Raw genomic sequence first — 21,488 nt, 5'->3', positions numbered from 1 at the left:
GGCCGACGGCGGCGCAAGGTCCGCAAGGGCGCGGCCGGTTCGGTCGGCGCCTGGGCCCGGGAACAAGGCGGCGAGGTGTCCGAGGATGCCGGCGCGCTCACCGACCGGATCTCCGAGGCGGGCGGTACGCCGCTGCTCGTGGCCGTCGAAGACACCGAAGGCGCGCAGGTGTTGGGCGTCATTCACCTGAAGGACATCGTCAAGGAGGGCATGCGGGAGCGGTGCGACGAGCTGCGCCGCATGGGCATCAAGAGCGTCATGATCACGGGTGACAACCCGTTGACGATGGTGTCTACGTCCATGAAGCCGCAGGCGAGCAGTGTGTGGGCCCGGGCTCGGAGGAAGGTGCGCCAGGTTTGCTGGGATGCGCGCTGTGGTGCGGGCGGTATGCCGGAGCGGCGCAGGATGCGGGGGATTGTGGCGCGGCGACCCGATGGCTGAGTCGGTGGAGTTCGCCGCACCCGCGTCGCAACGCCGTCAGTGCCCCCTCGCCGCTATGAACGCGAGTTGCCGAAGCCGGGAATGATCTTACTGGCAATGGTCGTTCCTCGCCGCGCCAGAACCGTCCCCGGAACAGTTCATCAACGCGGCACCGGCCAACCTGGTCGACTTCATGCTCGACTCGTGGTCCGAGGTGAAAGACGCTTTCCCGGCCGAGGTACGCGACGAGTACATCGAGAAATTTAGCCACCCCGATACGGTGCACGCCATCTGCGAGGAGTTCCGCGCCTCCCCGACCCTGGACTACGAGCAGGACGAGGCGGATCGCGGGAACCGGAAGATCTCCTGCCCCGTGCTCTTCCTATGGAGCCAGCAGGGTTCGGTCGCGAAACTTTACGACGATCCGCTCGCGATATGGCGGGAGTGGGCCGATGACGTTCGCGGTGGCCCGGTGCCGGTCGGTCACTTCATCCCGGAAGAGGCACCCGAGGAGACCACACGTCAACTGCTGGATTTCCTACAGTAGTGCCCTTCCGCGAATGGCTGCGGGACGGCAACGTCATGCCACTCCAGAATCAGACGATTCCGCAGACGTTTGCCGGCGTCGGTTCCACAAGAGACCGCGCCGGGCTGCCGCTCGAGGCGCGCGCGTCCCCACCCGGCAGCCGTACTCGCGCCGGGAGGTCCTGGACGGCGGCGTACAGGGTCGGGAGCGTTTGAGGGTCACCGACTGTCTCGGGCAGCACGTTGGGATTGCGGTCGAAGTCGAAGTCTTCCAGCCGTTTGGACCGGGGGAACTTCGCAGCTCTTCCTGGCCGAGGCCGGCAACCTCAGCGAGCCGGGCGCCGTCGTGCTCAGCGCCCGGCGTGACCACCGGAGGTCGTGGTCTCCTTCGTGCGCATCGGACCTATATTCCGTTGCTGCCTGAGCCCGCCTGCATGGCGGAGTTTCCGGTCATGTGGCCAGGTCCAGCCATTCCCCGACGGCCAGCACGTGTGCGCGCCGTCCGGCGTGCGTGCGGAACTCATTTTCCGGGTCGGAGACCTCGACGTAGCCCGCGATCTTGTCCGGCTGCTCCGCCTCGTAGTGGATCGGCACTGCGTACCGGGCGTCGAGGATCTCCGCGGCCGCGGCGGCCTGCCTCGGGTCCATCGCGGCGGGCAGCGGGCTCGGCGGCTGCAGGTGCGGCGCGTCGACCACCGCGCCGTTGGCGGGCAGGAACACCGCGTCGAACGGGCTGAACCGGCGCGCGATGAGCCACCAGTAGCCGTGGAACATCGTGTCGCCGCCGTGGAAGACCCGCTGCCCGTCGGCCTGCACCACCCAGTTCAGCTGCGGGTCGCCCAGCCCGTCGACGGAGGGGACAGCGGTGACGCGGAACGGCCCGATTTCGTGGGTGGACCACGCATCCACGACCTCGGCGGCCAGCCGGTGCAGGGCCAGCTCGCGCTCGGCCAGCAGCGTGGTCACGTTGTCCACGTCGTCGCCGTGGCCGGGCGCCGGTCGCAGCACCGGCGCCCCCGGCGTCAGCGCGTCCGCGAGCGCGGACGCGTCGGTGTGGTCCCGGTGCAGGTGGGTGACCAGTGCGGCGGTGACCTTTCCGCTCGGCACCGCCAGCCCCTCGCCGGGCTTCCACCCCGTGAACAGCGGTGAGAGGTCTCGCACGTAATCGATCACCAGTCGCTTGCCGCCTGCCTCGATCTCCAGTCCGGCCCAGCCCAGTCGTCGCACCCGCATCTCGCACTCCTTCGTCCCGGTGGTTGCCACGAAAGTTAGCGTACGGTCGTTCTCTAAATCAATAGCGAACGCACGTACGCTATCCTCGTCATATGTCACCACGACGCTCAGCGGCCGAAGCGCAGGCCACCAGGGGCCGGATCCTCGGCCGTGCCGCCGAGATCGCCTCCGAGGAAGGGCTGGACGGCATCACCATCGGCCGGCTCGCCGAGGAGCTGGAGATGAGCAAGTCCGGGGTGCACAAGCACTTCGGCACCAAGGAGACGCTGCAGATCTCCACGCTGGACAAGGCGTTCGTGGACTTCTGGCACCGGGTGGTCGAGCCCGCACTGGCCGAGCCGCCGGGTCTGCGGCGGCTGCGCGCGGTGTGCGACAACTCCGTGGGCTACCTGGAAGCGCCACTGCTGCCCGGCGGCTGCCTGATGACCGCGGCGCTCACCGAGTACGACGGCCGCCCCGGCCGGGTCCGCGACGCGGTGGCCGAGGTGTGGTCGCGCTGGCGGGAACAGCTGCGGGCGGACCTGACCGCGGCGGTGGAGATGGGCGAGCTACCCGGCGGGTTCGACATCGACCAGGCGCTGTTCGAGATTGTCGCCGCCGGACTGGCGCTGAACGCGGCCATGCAGCTCCAGCACGACCGGGCGGCCGCGGGCCGGGCCCGCCGCGCGATCGAACGGGCCTTGGACCAGTCCTGACCGCACGCCAGACCGGGCACCGGCCGAGCACGCCAAGCGAGAGGCCCACCCAGAGGCGATCGAGCAGGCCCCCGCCGACTTCGCCCCCCCCGGATACGAACCGCCTGCCGCGTTACTGCTGGTCAGCCCGTATCCGCCCGAAATTTCCCGAGTACTTACGGGGACCCCGCCCGGCCGGGCCGCGGAAGAGGGGCTGGCCGCCGTTGATCTGGACCTGCCGGGACGGCTGGACTTGGAAACGGTTAGCGATCCGCGACCGGCGGGTGGGGATCATCCGGGTCCACCGCGTCGGTGTTGGGCGGTGCGGGCTGCCTTGTGGGCGGCCGCCGGGTCGGTGTTTGGTCCCGGGGCTGGATGCCAGGAGCCGAAGTGGGTGATGTACATGCCTGTTTGGTGAAGAAGTCGATGAGCGTGCGGGCGATGGTGCCGGGCGCGCTCTCCATGGGGATGTGGTCTGCGTCGGGGATGCGTACGAGCGTGGTGTGCGGCATCTCCGCGGCGAACCGCTCGGCGTACGCGATCTTCTCGTAGCCGTCGTCCTCGCCCCAAAGCAGCAGCTTGGGCGTCGCCGATCGGCGCAGCGCGGGTACGAGGTCGAGGGTGTAGCGGCTGTCGGCTGCGCCCGCCAGGGCCGTCCAGGAGCGGCGTACCCGCGGGTCGGTCCACGGGGCCAGGTAGTCCGCGACGCGTTGCTCGGTGGCGGCGCCGGCCAGCGCCGCCGTCACCGCCTGTCGGCGGGCGGCGAGAACGTCCTGCGCAGTGGCACCCGGGCCGCGGAAGCGGGCCACGTGAGGCGCCGGCCAGGAGTCGTAGGTGACCGAGTTGACCAGGGCCAGCCGGGACACCTCCAGCCGGTCGTGAACGAGGAGATGCTGGGCGATGGCGCCGCCGATGTCATGGCCCGCCACGGGGACCGCTCCCCGGATGCCCACCGCGGACGCGAATCGCGCCACCCAGTCCGCGAGGGCCGGGACCGTGGCCGTTTCCGGGGTGAGCTCGCCTCCGGAGCGTCCCAGCCCGGGGAGGTCGACCGCGAGCGGCCGCAGCCCCGCGTCGGCGAGACGGGCCACCACCGGCAGCCAGACCCGGCTCCAGTACGTCCCGTGCAGCAGCAGCACGGCCGGGCCGTCCCGCTCCACGGTCAGGTAGCTGGCCGCCTCTCCGTCCACCTGAACCGCGGCCCTCAGCACTTCCGTTTCGGTGGTGTCACTCATGGGACCACTGTGACCGGGGCCGGTCTCCTTGGCCGAGAGTCCAGAAAGACGCTTACAGGTACATTCTTGCCATGAGCCTTCATCGGGTAGTGGCCCTGCTCACGGAGCCGCAGTCGCCCTTCGAGGTCGCCTGCGCCGCCGAGGTCTTCGGCGCGGACATCCCGGACGTGCCGGCCCGCTACAGCTTCGAGGTCTGCGCCGAGCGGCCCGGCCCCCTGCGGACCACCGTCGGCTTCTCGATGCTCGTCGATGCGGGGCTGGATGCCGTGCAGGAGGCGGACACCGTGCTCATCCCCGGCTGGCAGCAGCTTGCCGCGCCGGTGTCGCCGGCCGTCACCGAAGCGCTTCAGGCCGCCCACGGGCGCGGGGCGAGGATCGTCGCCATCTGCACGGGCGCGTTCGTCCTCGCCCGGACCGGACTGCTCGACGGCCGCCGCGCCACCACCCACTGGCGCAGCACGGCCCGGCTCGCCGCCGCCTTCCCCGAGGTGCGGGTGGACACCAACGTGCTCTTCGTGGACCACGGCGACGTGGCGACCAGCGCCGGCACCGGCGCAGGTATCGACCTGTGCCTCCACCTCATACGTACGGACCATGGCGCGGCCTACGCCGCCCGGATCGCCCGAAGCATGGTCCTGCCACCGCACCGCGAGGGCAGCCAGCTCCAGTACGCCACACCCCCCGTACCGGCCAAGGCGGACGAATCCCTGGCCCCGGTACTGGAGTGGGCCACCGCGCACCTCGGCACCCGACTGACCCTCGACCGCCTCGCCGAACGCGCGGGACTGTCCAACCGCACGCTTGCCCGCCGGTTCACCGAACAGCTCGGCACCAGCCCGGGACAGTGGTTGCTCACCCAGCGCATCAACGCGGCCCGGGTACTGCTGGAGCAGACCGACCTGCCGGTCGAAGCCATCGCCACCCGGGTCGGCCTCGCCTCGGCGGTCAACCTGCGCCGCCGCTTCAGGGCACACCTCGGCACCACACCCGGCGCCTACCGACGCACCTTCAGCGAAACGTGACGCTCTCGCCGCACACCTGCTCGCCCGTGTGCGCTCGCGCGTTGCTCTCGGCAGGGGATCGCCGCCCCGCAGCCTTCAAGGCAGCTGCATTGGCGGGCGCGGGCCCCCGGCCAGGGGTCCCGCCCTCACTGCCGCTCCTCGTCGAGGGTTGCCACGGCTCAGAGCCTGGAGCGAGCTGTACGCGAGCATCGTAGGGATACCTGGACTACGCGCCTTCCGGCGCGTAGTCCAGGCGCCTCGCTGTTGGCCAGTGATTCGTCCTACGAGACCTGGAGACGCCTGAGTCGGTGGCCCACCAGGGCTCCTCGTTCCCGTCAATGGCCTTCGAGGGCGCCTGATCCGGCAGGTTCTGGAAGGTGTTGCTTGCGGACGCGGTCGCCGGCCACGCGAGGTTGGTGCCGTACGTGAAGGAGTCCTTGGCGGTGTCGACGGGGCTGGTGCCGACGGTGGTGGTCCTGGTGACGTCGACAGTGCCGGTTCCCGCGGAGGGGTGACGGCGGTGAGCACCAACGACGTCCCGCTTTAAACGGCGACGTCGCCACAGCTCGCACCTGACCGGGCATCGGCCTCAAAGGCAGGGACCGCCCTTCAACGCGCCCGGCGCAGGAAGTCGACGACCAGGTCTGTCGTCGCCTGCGGCTGCTCTTCCGTGATCCAGTGCCCGCAATCCGGGATGACCGCATCCTCGACGTCATCGGCGACACACCGCAGCACCTCGCCGATCCCAGGGCCGAATGTAGCTTCGCCGCCGAAGGCCAGGACCGGCATCTGAAGCTTGCCCTGCGCGAGGAACGTCCTGTTGTCGGCCGCATCCTGGCTGAACGCCAGGAACTGGGCAAAGCTCGCTCGCATTGCGCCGGGTTGCGCATAGAGCTCCGCATAATGCGCTTCGACGAGAGGCCCAACCCACGCAGGTCGGGCGCGACAACCATGTGGTCTTCGATGAGTGCGCTTGCCAAATGACCCCACATGTCGCCCGTTGTGCCGAAGCCGTGCAGCATGACGACCGCTGGACCATGCCCGCCGACGCGTACGTGGATCTTGGCACCGTTGGTTTCGATCTCACGCGTCTGCATACCGGCCGGGAATGGGTAAATGCCATCCTGATGCCTGTTGTCGTTCATCGCTTTACTCCGGGTTTCGAAGGGAACATGGCTCCGACGGCGAGGACGGCCGGAGGGCTAAATCTGCGTTTGGGCATGGAAATCCCGCCTGGACGGCAGGACTCCCTGGCTGTACGCGCTCATGGAGCGCCTGTCTGAAGAACTGGATCAGAAGCGGTCGCGCATCCGCGCCACACCACCGAATTTAGCCGACCGGTCGACTAAATTCCGCCGCGTGCTGGACGCCGTTCCCCCTGGGCAGACCGCTGACCTGCGATGGAAGGAAGGGGCTATCAGCTGAGAGGAAGTTGGTCGTGATTTCGTCCCGCCCGGAGCTCAAGGTGACCCTCCCTATGGGCCTGGGGAGGGCCCCTATCGATCCGTCAACCGCGCGTTGTGTCCCATGCTTCTTGTGCTTGCCGGCGTAGTACGGCCGGTGGCTGGTCGGCGGCGATTCGGTGGATCGGCAGCAGTGTCCCGGCCAGGAATGCCTTGGCCGAGGCCTTCGTAATCGCCGTGGCGAGGTCGGGCGCCGGCGCCGGCAGCGCCTGGCGACTGGCAGGCAGCCGACGCCAACGCGTCCAACCGGCAGACATATCCACCAGGTTGGCCGTCGACCTCATCGCTGCGGGCTCTGTATAGGCTGGTGCGCGTGGATGTGACGGGGTGTCTTGGGTGTGACCTTCTCGCCGGGCGCCGGGAGTTGCCTGGAGGCGTCCTGCATGAAACCGCTGCTTGGGTGGTGAACCACGTCGTCGGTCCGATGAATCTCGGCACCCTGATCGTCGGTCCGCGAGAGCACGTCGTGGCCGTCGCGGAACTCGACGACACGGCAGCGGCGGAGCTGGGCCTCTTGCTGCGCGATACCGCTCGTGTCGTGGAGACGTTGTGCCGGCCCGAGCAGACGTACGTCTGCATGTGGTCGCACGGCCGCGACGCGCGCAAGCACCTGCACATCGCGGTCCAGCCGGTGACCGCGGAGGTACGGGCCCGCTACGGCGGGCTGCGCTCCGAGCAACTCCAGGCCCGGATGCTGGCGGACGGCGACGAGCCGGACATCGAGGAGGTCGGGCAATTCTGCGAGCGGGCTCGCGAGCTGTTCCGAGCGATCACCGATAGCAGTGCCGAAGACCGCAACTGATCACCGGGTGCCGGGCTGACGTCACGGCGTAGTCGGGCGAGCGCATGCAACGAAGTAGTGCGGTCCTCCCCATCACGCATCCTCAACCTGAGGTTGGAAGAGGCTCACTGACCGGATTATGGTCCGGGTGTCGTTGCGAGGGCGTTGACGCGGTTCGCGTACTCGCGGCGGGCCGGGATGCCCTGGGTGCCGTCGAGGGGCTGGCAGCGGGCGAGGAGCCCGCTATGAGCTTCCCTCCGGGGCTATCGACAGCACCGTGACGGCCGCTGAACAGAAGGCTGGGCGTGGCCATCTCGAGGTCCTGCCGTCGGTGCTTTGTGCCCGCCCGTCTCGTTCGTCACCGTGCTGTTGACGGTTCATCAGATGGTGCGAACTTGTGGTTGTCACTCGGTGGGGCCGGATGGGACGCGCATACGCTCTGTCGCGTCGTCCCCAAAGGGGGCGGCATCCGTCGGGCGCTGCCCGCGCCCCGACCGCCCCGGCCGTCCATGGGCCGGTGCGGATCGTGTTCTGGCAGTTCACATGTGGAGGGGACATGACCTCTTTGGGTCGTAAGGCTGTCGTGGTGATGGCTGCGGCGTTGGCGTCGGTGGGCGTGGGGAGCGGCGCCATCGCGTCTGCGACCAGCCTGCCGGCGGCGTCGTGCAGCGGTGGTGCGGATTGTTCCGCTTTGAAGCCGGTCAATATGGCCGCCAGTCAGGGCTCTTTGAACGTCACGCAGCTGCAGTTGGAGAACATCAGCGCGACCGTCGTCGACGCCGTCACCGGACAGCCCGTCCGCGGCGTGCAGGTCCATTTCTACGCCGCCGGCGGTCGACTGCTGGGGACGGCCTACACGAACTACAGCGGTATCGCCGCGATCGCCGCATCAGAGAACCTCGGCCCCGGCACGGTCCAGGAACTGCTGGCCGGCTACGAGGCCGTGCTGCTCGGGGACGGCGTCCACACCCCGGCCTCCGCGCACGGAGCGATCACCGTCGGAGACGACTTCGTGCCCCTCGGAAGTTTGCTTTTCAGTGACCGTACGCTCAAGCGGGACGTGGTCCCGGTCGACTGGAGCCGGTAGGGGTGTGGTTCTTCCGTCGGCGGTCCTGGGCGCCTGACCGAGGCGCCCCGGCTCGGCTTTCGGCCGAGGCGGGGGAGAGTGGCGGTGTGGCCCCGGTCGGCGCGGTCAACGGATACGCGGTCCTGCGAACCGTGGCCGCGCTGCCCGTCAGCACCTGGCGCTACCACTGGGAGCCCGAAAGCGTGCGTCACCTCGGGCCGATGGCCCAGGACTGGCACGCTGCCTTCGGCTTCAACCAGGACGACACCAGGATCCCCGTCGTCGACGGCCTCGGTGTCGCCCTGGTGTGCATCCAGGCGCTGCACCGCCGTGTGGAAGAGCTCACGGCCGAAGTGGATCGTCTGCGAGAGGCCGCGAGCGGGAACGAGCCCGAGGCCGTGCCGTAAGCGTTCGCGCAGTTCGGCGTGTGGTCATGCCGAGAGTCGGTCCCAGTGGGTCGGTCAGCCACGAGGGCAGTACAGGCACAGGGCCTCCGGTGATCAGAGAGCGTCACAACTCCATGATCGTCAGGACCTGCGCCTGTACTACTACCAGCGTCGCTCCTCACGCGCCTATCCGCGCGAGCCTAAGCAGACCAGACCAGACCAGGGCTGGGGCGAGGCTGAGGAAGGCCAGGTGGGCGGCGGTGGGGAAGCTGGTGCGGTCGCCGACGGTGACAGCAAGGTGGCGGCGGTCCCTGACCGCGACCCCCGGAATCGAGGTCAGGACCTTCGAAAGTGGGTGAGCAGGTCGCGTATCCGATTGGAGGTGCGGGTGGTCCCGGCCGCGAGATCCTGGTCGAAGCCGAATCGCGCTCTCAGTTGTTGTTGGGCAGCGGGCGCGCCACGAGCATGTGACGTCCCGTGCGTTCGGGGCGGCGTGCGGTGAGGATCAGGCGGTGGACCGCAGGACCCCATACGCGAGTGAAGGCGAGGTCAGTGAGGGATATGGTCTCCGCCTCGGCGGTGAATGCGGCGGTATCCCAGTTCAGGGCCAAGCCGCGTCCTGTCGGCGGGCTGACGGTGGCCCGGCCCTCGGGCCGCACCGACAGATCGCCGCTGATCAGCAGATGCAGGGCCAGGGATCGGGGCGTGGTCGCGCAGTGCCAGGTTTCGTCGATCTCGACGCGCTCGTCCGCGCCGCGCACGAGCCGGACGGTTCGCAGCCATGACGTGAGTTGTGCCTGCGGCGGGTAGGCGGAGCCCAGATCACACGTCAATTCATCGGTATCCGTGTTGTGGATGGCGGCCACATGGGCGGCCCGGAAGTCCGGTCCGGGCCGCTGGCCGACACCGTTGACGACGGGCACGTTGTGGTACTCGCTGGTCATCGACCAGATTCCGTAGCGGTCAGGGCTGAAGGTCTCCTTGCGGTAGGTGCCCACCCCGACGTCGATGAGCAGCGGGTGGGCGTCGATGGCGACGATGAAGGAGCCGACGTCGTTGTGGTTGTGGCTCTCGCCGTTGTGACCCGCCTTGGCCGCCACGAGCAGCCCGCGCGTGTCACCTGCCGAAGCGCGGGCCACGAGAACCTGCGTGTCCGGCAGCCAGGCGCGCGCGGGCAGCGGGAAGTCGGCGGGCCGTGTGGTGTGCCACTCGGTGTCGAACAGGGCATCCAACGTGCGGCGCAGGTCGAAGGGTTCGCCCTCGACGGGCAGTGCGGGGTCTGTGTCGGCGCGCAGGGCGCGGGCATGGGAGCTCACGTCGGGCTGGGCCGTGCGCCGGCCGTAGCGGAACAGCAGCGCCGGTGCGGTCTCCCGCGGACGGGCGGGGCCATCCGCAAAGTTGACGGCCCAGCCGTCGCCGATCCAGGTGGCCACGGGGTAACGCGCCATCGCACGGATCAGGGGGTGAGTGAACACGCCCGCGTCCATGTCCAGCAGAGAGGTGATGGTCTCCAGGCATTCGAAGAGGCTGGCTCCGGCACGCCACCAGTAGTGCGGGCCCTCGTCGCAGCCTCCGTCCGGTGGATGGGCCTTGAGGTAGTTCTCCAGGCCCTGGAGAATCCGGCACACCAGCACCGCGCGGAGGTCGGGGGACTCCTCGGTCAACGCGGTGGCCAGGAGCAACTCGGAGTGGATCCAAGGGTTCCAGTTGTTGAGTTTGGCGGTCGAGCCGTCGTACCAGCCCCATTCGTCCCGCTCCAGGTACGGGCTCAGGACGCGGGCGGAGACCTCGCGGCGCAGCCGGCGCCGCACCATCGGGTCGAGCAGGTCCAACTCGTCACCCGTGATCGCGTCGGTGAGAGCGAGCAGTACGGCCGTACCCGATGCCCCGAGGTCCAGGGTGGGGCGTTCCGGGTCGGGGAGCAGGCCGCGCCGGGAGTCCAGGACCCGGAAGTCGTGGGCGGGCCAGGCCCAGGTCGTCTCCTCGCACAACGCCCATACGCCGTCCATCACCTCGTCGAGGAAGGCCGTTCGGCGGTCGTCGGTGGTGGGACACAGGGCGGCGGCGAGGACCGCCCGGCCGAGCCGGGCCCGGCGGGCGAATACCGGTGTCTGGTAGCCCCAGCGGTCGCCGTCGCGGGCGAAGCGGGCGAACAGTGAGGCGGGCAGGTCGGGCCAGGGGCGATCGAGCGAGGCACTGGCTTCCTCGAGCGCACGGGCTCGCACACGCGGCGCGATCGCTTCCCACGCGCCGCGGTCGGTGGCAGGGGGCACAGGACTCCACTGACCTATGGGCGGCATGCGCGTGGCGACCAAGGACGGCGGGAACAGGCGTGTCAGGCGCGGGAATCCGGGGTCGGACGCGGGCTTCTCTGAGGTCATGCTCTCTTTTCCTCGGCAGGTCAGGAGCGTCTCGGCGACCTCCGCCACGGCGGCGGCCACGTCGCCTGAGGCGACACCATGTCCGGCGGTCCCCGATGCGGAGGACCGCCAGACCGTCTCAGGCGAGAGACGTCACGTGGTGATCGTGAACGTGTCCTTTGAATCGTTCTGAGTCGCGACCTGGCCCGGGCGCAGGTTCTTCACTGTGTTGTCCCGGAAAGTGCCGGTGCCGGTGACACCCGACGCGATCCAGATGCCCTGGTTGGCGGGGCCGTCGATGGTGTTGTTCGTGAGCGTCGCCCTAATGTTCTTCTTGTCGATGTACAAACCGGCACGCAGGGCGCCTTGCATCACGTTGTCGGTCATGGTGACGTTCGTGTATGCGTCAGGGAACTGTGACGTGGGGGTCGGGGAGCCGATTCGCACCCCGTGCCGGACGCCGTTCCAGCCGCCGCCACCGATCAGGACGTTGCCGCTCACCGTGGCGGACTCCAGTGCGTGCCCCGAGTCGCCGAACACGCTGATCTCCAGTGCGCTGTTCGAGGACACGCTCTTCACCAGGTTGTTCTTGAACTGGATGTCCTTGCCGCCGGCGATCCGCAGGCCGTTGGCCCACCAGGGTGCGATCGCGGTGTTGTTCAGCATCCGGGCGCCGCTCAACTGGCTGTTGTCATGGTTGGTGCCGGAGTCGGAGTACACGGCGAAGGAGTCGTCGCCGGTACCCCGGGCGAAGTTGTTCTGGACCGTGATGTTGTCGCCCTTTGTGTCCGGACCGGGCTTGTTGCTGTTGTTGATGTTGAAGCCGTCGCCGTACGAGTCCGCGGTCCGGCTGTCCCGGATGGTGCCGCCGGTGCCGGACAGCCAGTTCGCGTCGGTGTGCCGGGTCCAGATCCGCTCGACCAGCCAGCCCTTGGCGCCGCTGGCATTGATGCCGTAGTCCGCGCCGCCGGGGCCGCGGACATCTCGCCAGATGGCGTTGGAGTCGATCTGTATGTCGCTCAGCTTGGTACCGGAGCCGACCAGGATCTGTGTGCGCTGCTTGGCAGGCAGCGGGGGCCTACGGTAGATCGTCGAGTACCACATGCCGGCGCCGCGCACGGTCACGCCCGTGAAGTCCAGCGGCGCGGCCCCCTCGAAGCTGTTCGTGAGGTATGTCCCCTCCGGGATCCAGACCGGCTTGCCTTGTGCCCGGGCGGTGTCCACTGTCTTCTGGATGGCGGTCGTCGAGTCCTTCTCGAACGTCGGGTCCGCGCCGTAGTCGACGACGGAGAGCGAGTCGTCCGGCCGGGTACGCGCCGGCCCGACGTTCTCCAGGTCGACGGAGTCGACGGCGTAGAAGGTGGCCTTGTTGCCGGAGTCCTTCCGGAGCGTGACGTTGCTGCCCGCCGGGATGGGATCGCCCTTCACCCGGACGGGGAACTCGTTGTAGAAGCGGTAGGCCGCCCCGCCGGCGTTCGGGTCGTCCGGGTTGGTGCTCGCGCCCCGGTAGTTCCACGCCTGCTTGGAGCTCAACGTGATCGCCTGACGGTACGTGCCGTCGACGTAGAGGCTGAGCGAGGCGGTGATGCCGCCGCCATCCGGCGCGTCCGGAATCGAGGCACGCACCACGAGGGTGTTCGCTTGCTTGCCGGTCCTGTTCGGCATCGACACCGATTCGCCGGTTCTATCCAGCTTGGTATAGGCGTAGCCGGACGCCTCGGTCTCCAGCGTTGCCTTCGTGGGCGCTGGGTCGCCCGGCTTGATGGAGTGGATGTCGGCGCCGCCGGCCGGCTTGCCGGACTCGGTTTCGACGGTCGCAAAGGGTGTCTTGGCGCCGGCCGAGGCCGTCACCCCGGCGTTCGCGCCGATGGTGTCCGCGTGGCCTTCGGCCTCGGGCAGAACGGTCAGGGCGCCGGCGCCGAGTACGGCGGCGCCGAGAAACCAGACGGAGATCCGTCGGGTCCTGCGATGCATGTGTCACCTCTCGATACGGGATGAACGACGGGGTGGGCGTGGTGAGAGGCCCTGGTCATGCAAGGGGTGAGTGCGGGTGCACCAGTGCGGCAGCGGCAAGCGGAGCCGGGGGCTTTGCGCCGGGGACACGAAAGTCCATCGAATGGCCTTAGTCAATGCGCCGGACAAGAACCGACGTGATTTCACCGGGACTTGCCCCCTCGGGTTCATCGGCTGCGGTGCGCCGGGACCGAGGGTTCGTCCAACATATTGACAAACCGCGTTCGGCGTTCGTACGTTCACCTCGCACCGACCCCGACGACCAGCCCGAGCAGTAGCAACTCCCGCTGTTCCACGGCCGTTGGGTGCCCTCACCCCGAACCCCTACCGCCGCCCTACGCATATGCGGCGCCGATGGGAGTGTGCTTTCACCTTGACCAGCGACACCCGGCGGGCACTCGTCGTCCGTGGCGGTTGGGACGGGCACCAACCCGTGACGATCAGCGACGGATTCGTGCCCTTCCTCAAGGATCAGGGGTTCACCGTCGAGACCTCCGAGGACCTGGCGGTGTACGAGGACACGGAACGGCTCGCCGCCACCGACCTGATCGTGCAGTGCTGGACGATGGGGACGATCACCCCGCAGCAGCGCGACAACCTCGCCGCCGCGGTCCGCGCCGGCACCGGCCTGGCCGGCTGGCACGGCGGCATCGTCGACTGCTTCCACGACCACGGCTACCACCTGCTGACCGGCGGCAAGTTCGTGATGCACCCGCCGGGCTTCCACGACCACACCTACCAGCTGTCGCCCGAGCACCCCGACCACCCGATCATCGCGGGACTCGACGACTTCGCGGTCCACAGCGAGCAGTACTGGGTCCTCACCGACCCGCACATCGACGTCCTGGCCACCACCACCTTCCCGGCCGACGAGGTGCACGACCGGACCGTGGTGATGCCCGCCGTGTGGACGAGGACCTGGGGCGCCGGCCGGGTCTTCGTATCGACCATCGGGCACAAGCCCGACGACTTCGACGTGCCCGAGGTGCGCACGCTGACCGAGAGGGGACTGCTGTGGGCGAGCCGCTGAAGCCTCTGAAGTCGTCGAAACCTTTGAACATCGGCATCGTGGGCGCGGGCAAGATCAGCGGCGCCTACCTCTCGACGCTGGAGCGCCTGACGTCCGTGCGGCTGACCGCCGTCACCGACCTCGATCGGAGCCGGGCGCAGGCCGTCGCGGACCAAGCCGGGGGAGAGGTGGCCGTGGTGGCGTCCGTCGCGGACCTCGTGGCACGGGACGATGTGGACGCCGTCCTCAACCTCACCATCCCGGCCGCCCACGCGGACGTCGCCCTCGCGGCGCTCGGTGCGGGCAAGCACGTGTACGGCGAGAAGCCGCTCGCGGCGAACCGCGAAGAGGCCGACGCCGTGCTGATTGCCGCGCGCGAGGCGGGACTTCGCATCGGGTGCGCTCCCGACACGGTCCTCGGCACCGGGACGCAGACCGCGCGCAAGGCGGTCGACGACGGGCTGATCGGCAGGCCGGTCGCGGCGACGGCCTTCATGACGACCGCGGGCCACGAGAAGTGGCACCCGGACCCGGAGTTCTACTACCGGCCCGGCGGCGGCCCGCTCCTCGACATGGGCCCCTACTACCTGTCGGCCCTGGTGCATCTGCTCGGCCCGGTCGTCAAGGTGACGGGCGCGTCCTCCCGGCCGCGTACGGAGCGGGCCATCGGAAGCGGCCCGCGCGCCGGACACACCTTCCCGGTGGAGATCGACACCCACATCACCGGCGTCCTGGAACACGCGGACGGCGCCCTGTCCACACTGGTGATGAGCTTCGACATCAAGGCCGCGCGGCTGCCCCGCATCGAGGTGCACGGCACCGACGCCTCGCTGTCGGTGCCCGACCCGAACGGCTTCGACGGCACCGTCGAGATCCACCGCGGCGACGCGTGGGAGACCCTGCCGGTGTCCGCCGGTTACCCGGACGCGGGTCGGGGCGTGGGTCTCGCGGATCTCGCCGACGCCCTGGCCGACGACCGCCCGCATCATGCGTCGGCCGAGCTCGCCGCGCATGTCCTCGACATCATGCTGACCCTCATGGACGCGGCCGACCAGGGGCGCGCCCTGCCGGTGACCAGTATGTGCGAGCGCCCTGCCCCGGTGGGCGGTCACTGAGCGACGCCCTCGCCACCCCGCCCCGCTCGCAGCGACAGGAGACCCCTTTCATGCACGACGACCGGAAGCTGGTCGAAGCACGCCTGGAACGCGTCCTGAGGGAACGCATCCGGCCGGCCGTCCACCCCGTCACCACCCCCCTGACCGTGGAGATCTGGTCCACCGACGGCGAACCCGTGCCCGTGGCCGACGGCCTCGCGGCACCGACAAGCCCCATCGCCACCGGCACCCCGTGGGGCACGCCGTGGGGGACCAGCTGGTTCGAGGTGACCGGCACCGTGCCCGCCGAGTGGGCGGGCCGCACCGTGGAGGCCGTCCTCGACCTCGGCTTCACCCCGCGCACCCCCGGCTTCCAGTGCGAGGGCCTTGTGTACCGGCCCGACGGCACCCCGGTCAAGGGACTCCACCCGCGCAACAACCACGTCCGCGTGGGCGCACCCGTCGCGGGCGGGGAGCAGGTGCACTGGCGCGTCGAGGCGGCGTCCAACCCGGACCTCGAAGCGAGCGGGGTGCCGTTCCAGCCGACGCCGATGGGCGACAAGGCGACCGCCGGGGACGCACCCCAGTACGTGCTCGGCGAGATGCGCCTGGCCGTCTTCGACGAGACGGTATGGAACCTGGTCATGGACCTGGAGGTGCTCGGCGAGCTGATGACCGAGCTGCCCTTGGACGGGGCGCGCCGCTGGGAGATCCTGCGGGCGGTCGGCCGTGCCCTGGACGCCGTCGACCTGCAGGACGTGAACGGGACGGCGCAGGCCGCCCGCGACGAACTCGCCGATGTGCTCGCCACGCCTGCCGCCCCCGCCGCGCACCGCATCAGCGCCGTCGGCCACGCCCACATCGACTCGGCGTGGCTGTGGCCGCTGCGCGAGACGGTCCGCAAGGTGGCCCGCACGGCGTCCAACATGACGCAACTCCTCCAGGACGAGCCCGAGTTCGTCTTCACGATGTCGCAGGCCCAGCAGTTCGCATGGATCAAGGAGCACCGGCCCGAGGTGTACGCGAAGGTCAAGGAGGCCGTCGCGGACGGCCGGTTCGTGCCGGCCGGCGGGATGTGGGTGGAGTCCGATACCAACATGCCGGGTTCGGAGGCGATGGCCCGCCAGTTCGTGCACGGCAAGCGGTTCTTCCTGGCGGAGTTCGGCGTCGAGAACGACGAGGCGTGGCTGCCCGACACCTTCGGCTTTGCGGCCGGCCTCCCGCAGATCATCAAGGCGGCCGGGTCCAAGAGGCTGCTCACCCAGAAGATCTCCTGGAGCCGCACCAACTCCTTCCCGCACCACACCTTCCTCTGGGAGGGCATCGACGGCACCCGCATCTTCACGCACTTCCCGCCCGTCGATTCGTACAACTGCGAAATGAGCGGGCGCCAACTAGCCCACGCCGCACGGAACTTCAAGGAGAAGGGCGTTGCGACGCGCTCTCTCGCGCCGACCGGTTACGGCGACGGCGGTGGCGGCACCACGCGCGAGATGGTCGCGAAGGCGGCCCGGATGCGCAGCCTGGCGGGCGCGCCGGCCATCGAGTGGGAGGCCCCCGTCGACTTCTTCGCGAAGGCGGAGGCCGAGTACCCACAGCCTCCGGTCTGGGTCGGCGAGCTGTACCTGGAGCTGCACCGCGCTACCCTGACCAGCCAGGCGCAGACCAAGCGGGGCAACCGGCGCAGCGAGTCCCTGCTGACCGAGGCCGAGCTGTGGGCGGCGACGGCTGCCGCGCGCACCGGGTTCCCTTACCCGTACGAGGAGCTGGACCGGATCTGGAAGACGGTGCTGCTGCACCAGTTCCACGACATCCTGCCCGGCTCGTCCATCGCCTGGGTGCACCGCGAGGCGCGGGAGACGTACGCGCGCCTGGGCGGGGAGCTGGAGGACATCATCGCGGCGGCGCAGCGGGCGCTGGCCGGTGATGCCCCGGGCGGGCGGGAGCTGGTGTTCAACCCGGCGCCGCACAGCCGTGGTTCGATACCGGCCGGGGGTGCGTCGGTGCCTACGGGCGAAGGCGGGGTGGTCCCGGTCCCGCGTGACGGAGGCTACATCCTCGACAACGGCCTCCTGCGCGTCGAGATCGACGGACGCGGGCTGGTCGTCTCCGCGTACGACCGCGTCGCCGACCGGGAGGCGATCGCCCCGGGGCAGGTGGCCAACCTCCTCCAGCTCCACCCCGACTTCCCCAACCAGTGGGACGCCTGGGACGTCGATGCCTTCTACCGCAACGTCGGCAGCGACCTCACCGACGGCGCCACGCTGTCCGTCGAGGGCGGCGCGGTGCGCATCGCGCGGGCCTTCGGCGCCTCACGCGTTACGCAACTGCTCTCCGTTCCGGCCGACGCCAAGCGGCTCGACATCGTGACCGAGGTCGACTGGCACGAGACGGAGAAGTTCCTGAAGCTCGCCTTCCCGCTGGACGTGAAGGCCGACCGGTATGCCTCCGAGACCCAGTTCGGTCACGTGTACCGGCCTACCCACCAGAACACGAGCTGGGAGTGGGCCAAGTTCGAGGCGTGCAACCACCGTTTCGTACACGTCGACGAGCCCGGCTGGGGCGTCGCCGTCGTCAATGACTCGACGTACGGCCACGACCTCACCCGCACCGCGGACACGACCACTGTCCGGGCGTCCCTGCTGCGGGCGCCCCGCTACCCGGACCCGGAGACGGACCAGGGTGTGCACCGGTTCCGGCACGCGCTGGTGCCGGGCGCCACGATCGGCGACGCGGTCCGCGAGGGGTACCGGATCAACCTGCCCGAGCGCCGGGTCACCGGCACCGCCGCGGAGGTCGCCCCGCTGGTGACCGTTGACAACGATGCCCTCGTCATCAGCGCGGTGAAACTCGCCGACGACCGCAGCGGCGACCTGGTGGTCCGCCTCTACGAGGCGCACGGGGGCCGCGCCCGCGCCACCGTCCGCGTCGACGGCTTCGCGCCCGAACGGGCCGTCGCCACCGACTTGTTGGAGCGCCCGCTCGTCGACGCCGAGCCGCCCACACCGGTCGACGGCGGGCTCGTTCTCGCCCTGCGTCCGTTCCAGATGGTCACCCTGCGGCTGCCCCGCGCCTGATGGCGCGCCGCACCGGTACGGCGGCCGCCTCCCGTCTGCCGTACCGATGCGGTTCCCTGACCAGTACGTATCGAAAGAGGACCCAGGCATGACAGCCCGAGCAGAGTGCTCCGAACTCCCCGGAGCCGTATGCGTCATGAGTCCCGGTGTCGCCGATCTCGTACTCCCGAAAGAGCTCCGCGAACGGCTCGCGTCGCATGTGCGGCTCGTCTCCCGCGGCGACCGTTTCCAGGCCGGCGCGCTCGCCGACGCCGAGATCCTCATCAGCGGTTGGGGGTGCCCGCGCCTCACGGCCGACGTGCTGGCCGAGGCTCCCCGCCTGAAGGCCGTCATGCATGCCGCGGGCACCGTCAAGTCACTGGTCAGCGACGCGCTGTGGGAGCGCGGCATCGTCGTGTCCTCGGCGGCCGACGCCAACGCGGGCCCGGTCGTCTCGCAGACCCTTGCCCTCATCACGCTCGCCGCCCGGCGCACCCTGGCCATGGCGGCGGGCTACGCCGACGGCCGGCCGCCCACCGCCGACCGGCGGGGCGCCGACGGCCTCACTGTCGGCATCATCGGCGCTTCCCGCATCGGCCGCCGGGTGATCACCGAGCTGGTGCGCGCCGACGCCGGGTACGAGGTGCTGCTGTACGACCCGTACGTGACGGACGAAGAGGCACGCGGGCTCGGCGCGCACCGTGTCCCGCTGGCCGAACTGTGCCGCCGCTCACAGGTGGTGAGCGTCCACGCGCCGCAGCTGCGGGAGACGACGGGCCTGCTCGACTCCGGGATGCTGGCGCTCCTCCCCGACGGAGGCGCGCTGATCAACACCGCCCGGGGTGCGATCGTCGACACCGACGCCCTGACCCGGGAGTGTGCCACGGGTCGCCTCGAGGCCTACCTCGATGTGACGGATCCCGAACCCCTGCCGCCCGGCCACCCGTTGCTGTCCCTGCCGAACGTGCTGGTGACCCCGCAGATCGCCGGCGCACAGGGCTCCGAGATCCGCCGGCTCGGCGAGTACGCGACCGCCGAGGTCGCGCGGTGGGTATCGGGCGAGCCACTGCTTGGCGAGGTCACCCGCGAGGCGCTCGCGCGCCTGGCCTGAGCCGCTGTCGCGACGGGCCCGAAAGGGCCACATGCCCATCAACCCACGCCCCCACGGAAGCTGATTCACCTATCGCATCATCCCCATATTGCCGACCCCGAGAGGCGACCGACGGCGCCTGCCTCCCGCTGAAAGGGCCGTACACCATGACAACGCTTGATCAACCGGCCGCCTCCACCGCGGCCGAGAAGGGCAGGTCGGCGGGCCGGGGTGGACCGCGACGACCGCGTCGCCGCCGGGACAGGGCCCTGTTCTGGTTCGTGATTCCGGGCCTCGTTGTCCTGCTGCTGTTCCACTACATCCCGCTGCTCGGCAACGTCATCGCCTTCCAGGACTACCAGCCGTACATCGGCATCCTGCACAGTCCGTGGAGCGGGCTGAAGAACTTCGACGTGCTGTTCAACGGCGACGAGCAGTTCGTGCACGCGCTGGTGAACACCCTCGAACTCACCCTGATCCAGGTCGTGTTCGTGTTCCCCGCGCCGATCCTTCTCGCCCTCGCGCTGAACAGCCTGGTCAGCGAGCGCGTAAAGAAGTGGATCCAGAACGTCCTGTACCTGCCGCACTTCCTGTCGTGGGTGGTCGTCGTCGCGCTCTTCCAGCAGATGCTCGGCAACACCGGTGTGCTCAACCTGTTTCTGCAGGCCCACGACATGGGCACCTGGAACATCATCGGCAGCCCCGAACTGTTCAAGTCGCTGCTCACCTCCCAGGTCATCTGGCGCGACACCGGCTGGGGCACGATCCTCTTCCTCGCCGCCCTCTCCCGCGTTGACAGCGACCTCTACGAGGCGGCCGCCATGGACGGCGCGAGCCGCCTGCGGCAGACCTGGCACGTCACGCTTCCGGCGCTGCGCGGCCTGGTGGTTCTGCTGCTCATCCTGCGCCTCGGCGACGCCCTCTCGGTCGGTTTCGAGCAGATCCTGCTGCAGCAGGACGGCGTCGGCCTCGACAACAGCGAAGTGCTCGACACTTACATCTACAACCACGGCCTCGTCGCCGGTGACTGGGGTGTCAGCGCCGCCGTCGGCCTCGTCAAGGGCCTGGTGGGCGTAGCGCTCGTGCTGGGCGCCAACAAGTTCGCCCACTTCTTCGGCGAGGAAGGTGTCTACCGGAAATGACCACCCTCAATCCCGCGCACCCGGTGCGCCGCAGGCCGCACAGGTCCTACAGCGCCATCCCCGGCGAGACCCCCGGCTCCCCGCCGTGGCGTGTGCTCAAGTCGTTGATCCTGCTGGTCTGCGTGGTCCTGGTCCTGCTGCCGTTCCTCGCCATCATCTCGACCTCGCTCGCCGACACCGTGCAGGTCACCAAGGCCGGCGGCTACGTGATGTGGCCGGATCACCCGTCCTTCGACGCATACAAGGCACTGCTGAACGGCGGCCTGGTCTCCCGGGCCATGCTCGTCAGCGTCGGCATCACCGTCGTCGGCACCGCGCTCAGCCTCTTCTGCTCGATCATGCTGGCGTACGGGCTCAGCCGGCCCGGCTCCTACGGGCACCGGCCCGTGCTGATGCTGCTGCTGATGTCGATGCTGTTCGCACCCGGCGTCATCCCCAGCTACCTGATGATCAAGCAGCTCCATCTGATCAACAGCTACTGGTCGTTGATCCTGCCCGGCCTGATCAACGGGTTCAACGTGATCGTGCTGCGCGCCTTCTTCATGGGCATCCCCAAGGAGCTCATCGACTCGGCGCGCATCGACGGCGCCTCCGAATGGAAGATCCTCACCCGGATCGTGCTGCCGCTGTCGAAGGCGTCGGTCGCCGTCATCGGCCTGTTCTACGCGGTCACGTACTGGAACGCCTTCTTCAACGCGCTGCTGTACATCAACGACGCGGCGAAGTGGCCGATGCAGATGGTGCTGCGGACGTACGTCATCAACAACGCGCAGCTCAGTGGCGGTCAGGTCGACGTCGCGGCCGGTGCGCCGCTGCCGCCGTCGCAGTCGCTGCAGGCGGCGATCCTGGTTCTGTCGATCGTGCCCATCGTGGTTGTCTACCCCTTCCTTCAGCGGCACATGAACAAGGGCGTGATGGTCGGGGCGGTGAAGGGATGAAC

Annotated in this window: 18 protein-coding genes and 4 pseudogenes; 14 read left to right on the top strand and 8 right to left on the bottom strand. The window is 69.3% G+C overall.

Annotated elements, in window-relative coordinates:
* Window positions 1-12 precede the first annotated feature (12 nt).
* Both J5X86_RS27345 and J5X86_RS27340 read left to right on the top strand, forming a co-directional pair.
* Window positions 13-285 (top strand): annotated as a pseudogene (locus J5X86_RS27345) (HAD family hydrolase); the annotation flags it as partial.
* 328 nt (window positions 286-613) lie between these two features.
* On the top strand, window positions 614-967 hold the full coding sequence (locus J5X86_RS27340) for an alpha/beta fold hydrolase (protein ID WP_208519368.1): 354 nt from the start codon (window positions 614-616) through the stop codon (window positions 965-967).
* Window positions 968-1,395: 428 nt separating this feature from the next.
* Here the strand turns inward: J5X86_RS27340 and J5X86_RS27335 are convergent, their stop codons facing one another.
* On the bottom strand, window positions 1,396-2,178 hold the full coding sequence (locus J5X86_RS27335; protein ID WP_208519483.1) for an MBL fold metallo-hydrolase: 783 nt from the start codon (window positions 2,176-2,178) through the stop codon (window positions 1,396-1,398).
* Window positions 2,179-2,270: 92 nt separating this feature from the next.
* Between J5X86_RS27335 and J5X86_RS27330 the strand changes: the two genes are divergently transcribed.
* The gene (locus J5X86_RS27330; protein ID WP_208519367.1) at window positions 2,271-2,873 is read left to right on the top strand and encodes a TetR/AcrR family transcriptional regulator; all 603 of its coding nucleotides are present in this window, start codon (window positions 2,271-2,273) and stop codon (window positions 2,871-2,873) included.
* 242 nt (window positions 2,874-3,115) lie between these two features.
* On the opposite strand, the gene J5X86_RS27325 is transcribed toward J5X86_RS27330, so the two are convergent.
* Window positions 3,116-4,087, bottom strand: a complete 972-nt coding sequence (locus J5X86_RS27325) for an alpha/beta fold hydrolase (RefSeq protein WP_208519366.1) — start codon at window positions 4,085-4,087, stop codon at window positions 3,116-3,118.
* A gap of 71 nt (window positions 4,088-4,158) precedes the next feature.
* Between J5X86_RS27325 and J5X86_RS27320 the strand changes: the two genes are divergently transcribed.
* The gene (locus tag J5X86_RS27320; RefSeq protein WP_208519365.1) at window positions 4,159-5,109 is read left to right on the top strand and encodes a GlxA family transcriptional regulator; all 951 of its coding nucleotides are present in this window, start codon (window positions 4,159-4,161) and stop codon (window positions 5,107-5,109) included.
* Window positions 5,110-5,697: 588 nt separating this feature from the next.
* Here J5X86_RS27320 and J5X86_RS27315 read toward each other — a convergent pair.
* Both J5X86_RS27315 and J5X86_RS52965 read right to left on the bottom strand, forming a co-directional pair.
* Window positions 5,698-5,961: an alpha/beta fold hydrolase gene (locus J5X86_RS27315; protein ID WP_208519364.1), complete on the bottom strand. Its 264-nt coding sequence runs from the start codon at window positions 5,959-5,961 to the stop codon at window positions 5,698-5,700.
* 71 nt (window positions 5,962-6,032) lie between these two features.
* Window positions 6,033-6,080 (bottom strand): annotated as a pseudogene (locus J5X86_RS52965) (hypothetical protein); the annotation flags it as partial.
* On the opposite strand from J5X86_RS52965, the gene J5X86_RS27310 reads away from it, so the two are divergent.
* On the top strand, window positions 6,069-6,371 hold the full coding sequence (locus J5X86_RS27310) for a hypothetical protein (protein ID WP_208519363.1): 303 nt from the start codon (window positions 6,069-6,071) through the stop codon (window positions 6,369-6,371). The pseudogene J5X86_RS52965 and the gene J5X86_RS27310 sit on opposite strands and share 12 nt — an antisense overlap.
* Window positions 6,372-6,609: 238 nt before the next feature.
* On the opposite strand, the pseudogene J5X86_RS27305 reads toward J5X86_RS27310, so the two are convergent.
* Window positions 6,610-6,757 (bottom strand): annotated as a pseudogene (locus J5X86_RS27305) (IS5/IS1182 family transposase); the annotation flags it as partial.
* 218 nt (window positions 6,758-6,975) lie between these two features.
* Here J5X86_RS27305 and J5X86_RS27300 point away from each other — a divergent pair.
* The 3 genes from J5X86_RS27300 to J5X86_RS27290 all read left to right on the top strand — a co-directional run bounded on the left by J5X86_RS27300 (window position 6,976) and on the right by J5X86_RS27290 (window position 8,805).
* Window positions 6,976-7,353 (top strand): hypothetical protein, encoded by a 378-nt coding sequence (locus tag J5X86_RS27300; RefSeq protein ID WP_243981579.1) that lies wholly within the window; start codon window positions 6,976-6,978, stop codon window positions 7,351-7,353.
* 496 nt (window positions 7,354-7,849) lie between these two features.
* On the top strand, window positions 7,850-8,419 hold the full coding sequence (locus J5X86_RS27295) for a hypothetical protein (RefSeq protein WP_308124748.1): 570 nt from the start codon (window positions 7,850-7,852) through the stop codon (window positions 8,417-8,419).
* Between the two features lie 86 nt (window positions 8,420-8,505).
* Window positions 8,506-8,805, top strand: coding sequence for a tail fiber domain-containing protein (locus J5X86_RS27290; protein WP_243981577.1), 300 nt, complete (start codon window positions 8,506-8,508; stop codon window positions 8,803-8,805).
* Window positions 8,806-8,992: 187 nt separating this feature from the next.
* Here the strand turns inward: J5X86_RS27290 and J5X86_RS27285 are convergent.
* The 3 genes and pseudogenes from J5X86_RS27285 to J5X86_RS27275 all read right to left on the bottom strand — a co-directional run.
* Window positions 8,993-9,145, bottom strand: a pseudogene (locus tag J5X86_RS27285) (IS110 family transposase); the annotation flags it as partial.
* Window positions 9,146-9,215: 70 nt separating this feature from the next.
* Window positions 9,216-11,009, bottom strand: coding sequence for a heparinase II/III family protein (locus tag J5X86_RS27280; RefSeq protein ID WP_308124747.1), 1,794 nt, complete (start codon window positions 11,007-11,009; stop codon window positions 9,216-9,218).
* 288 nt (window positions 11,010-11,297) lie between these two features.
* Complete coding sequence (locus tag J5X86_RS27275) at window positions 11,298-13,118, bottom strand: glycosyl hydrolase family 28-related protein (protein ID WP_243981573.1); 1,821 nt, start codon at window positions 13,116-13,118, stop codon at window positions 11,298-11,300.
* A 412-nt stretch (window positions 13,119-13,530) separates the two neighbouring features.
* Between J5X86_RS27275 and J5X86_RS27270 the strand changes: the two genes are divergently transcribed.
* The 6 genes from J5X86_RS27270 (at window position 13,531) to J5X86_RS27245 (ending at window position 21,486) form a co-directional block, all read left to right on the top strand.
* The gene (locus J5X86_RS27270; RefSeq protein ID WP_374229299.1) at window positions 13,531-14,187 is read left to right on the top strand and encodes a ThuA domain-containing protein; all 657 of its coding nucleotides are present in this window, start codon (window positions 13,531-13,533) and stop codon (window positions 14,185-14,187) included.
* Entirely contained in the window at window positions 14,172-15,281 is a 1,110-nt protein-coding gene (locus J5X86_RS27265) for a Gfo/Idh/MocA family protein (RefSeq protein ID WP_208519359.1), read from the top strand. Before J5X86_RS27270 ends, J5X86_RS27265 begins: the two co-directional genes overlap by 16 nt.
* A 50-nt stretch (window positions 15,282-15,331) precedes the next feature.
* Window positions 15,332-18,337, top strand: coding sequence for a glycoside hydrolase family 38 C-terminal domain-containing protein (locus J5X86_RS27260; RefSeq protein ID WP_208519358.1), 3,006 nt, complete (start codon window positions 15,332-15,334; stop codon window positions 18,335-18,337).
* An 88-nt stretch (window positions 18,338-18,425) separates the two neighbouring features.
* The gene (locus tag J5X86_RS27255) at window positions 18,426-19,427 is read left to right on the top strand and encodes a hydroxyacid dehydrogenase (protein ID WP_208519357.1); all 1,002 of its coding nucleotides are present in this window, start codon (window positions 18,426-18,428) and stop codon (window positions 19,425-19,427) included.
* 146 nt (window positions 19,428-19,573) lie between these two features.
* Window positions 19,574-20,548 carry a sugar ABC transporter permease gene (locus J5X86_RS27250; RefSeq protein WP_208519356.1) on the top strand — a complete coding sequence of 325 codons (975 nt, stop codon included), beginning with the start codon at window positions 19,574-19,576 and terminating at the stop codon, window positions 20,546-20,548.
* Window positions 20,545-21,486, top strand: a complete 942-nt coding sequence (locus J5X86_RS27245) for a carbohydrate ABC transporter permease (protein ID WP_208519355.1) — start codon at window positions 20,545-20,547, stop codon at window positions 21,484-21,486. The genes J5X86_RS27250 and J5X86_RS27245 overlap by 4 nt, the downstream gene beginning before the upstream one ends.
* Window positions 21,487-21,488: the final 2 nt, after the last annotated feature.

It is taken from the genome of Streptomyces sp. NEAU-YJ-81, assembly GCF_017592595.1.
In the GTDB taxonomy this organism is placed as follows: domain Bacteria; phylum Actinomycetota; class Actinomycetes; order Streptomycetales; family Streptomycetaceae; genus Streptomyces; species Streptomyces hygroscopicus_B.
The sequence above is the reverse complement of the archived record's forward strand: the minus strand, read 5'-3'. Positions and strand labels throughout refer to the sequence as shown.

Coding starts and splice junctions, on each gene's coding strand:
- J5X86_RS27340 (WP_208519368.1), top strand. CDS start 614: ATGCTCGACTCGTGGTCCGAGGTGAAAGACGCTTTCCCGGCCGAGGTA.
- J5X86_RS27335 (WP_208519483.1), bottom strand. CDS start 2,178: ATGCGGGTGCGACGACTGGGCTGGGCCGGACTGGAGATCGAGGCAGGC.
- J5X86_RS27330 (WP_208519367.1), top strand. CDS start 2,271: ATGTCACCACGACGCTCAGCGGCCGAAGCGCAGGCCACCAGGGGCCGG.
- J5X86_RS27325 (WP_208519366.1), bottom strand. CDS start 4,087: ATGAGTGACACCACCGAAACGGAAGTGCTGAGGGCCGCGGTTCAGGTG.
- J5X86_RS27320 (WP_208519365.1), top strand. CDS start 4,159: ATGAGCCTTCATCGGGTAGTGGCCCTGCTCACGGAGCCGCAGTCGCCC.
- J5X86_RS27315 (WP_208519364.1), bottom strand. CDS start 5,961: ATGCGAGCGAGCTTTGCCCAGTTCCTGGCGTTCAGCCAGGATGCGGCC.
- J5X86_RS27310 (WP_208519363.1), top strand. CDS start 6,069: ATGACCCCACATGTCGCCCGTTGTGCCGAAGCCGTGCAGCATGACGAC.
- J5X86_RS27300 (WP_243981579.1), top strand. CDS start 6,976: ATGAATCTCGGCACCCTGATCGTCGGTCCGCGAGAGCACGTCGTGGCC.
- J5X86_RS27275 (WP_243981573.1), bottom strand. CDS start 13,118: ATGCATCGCAGGACCCGACGGATCTCCGTCTGGTTTCTCGGCGCCGCC.
- J5X86_RS27260 (WP_208519358.1), top strand. CDS start 15,332: ATGCACGACGACCGGAAGCTGGTCGAAGCACGCCTGGAACGCGTCCTG.
- J5X86_RS27255 (WP_208519357.1), top strand. CDS start 18,426: ATGACAGCCCGAGCAGAGTGCTCCGAACTCCCCGGAGCCGTATGCGTC.
- J5X86_RS27250 (WP_208519356.1), top strand. CDS start 19,574: ATGACAACGCTTGATCAACCGGCCGCCTCCACCGCGGCCGAGAAGGGC.
- J5X86_RS27245 (WP_208519355.1), top strand. CDS start 20,545: ATGACCACCCTCAATCCCGCGCACCCGGTGCGCCGCAGGCCGCACAGG.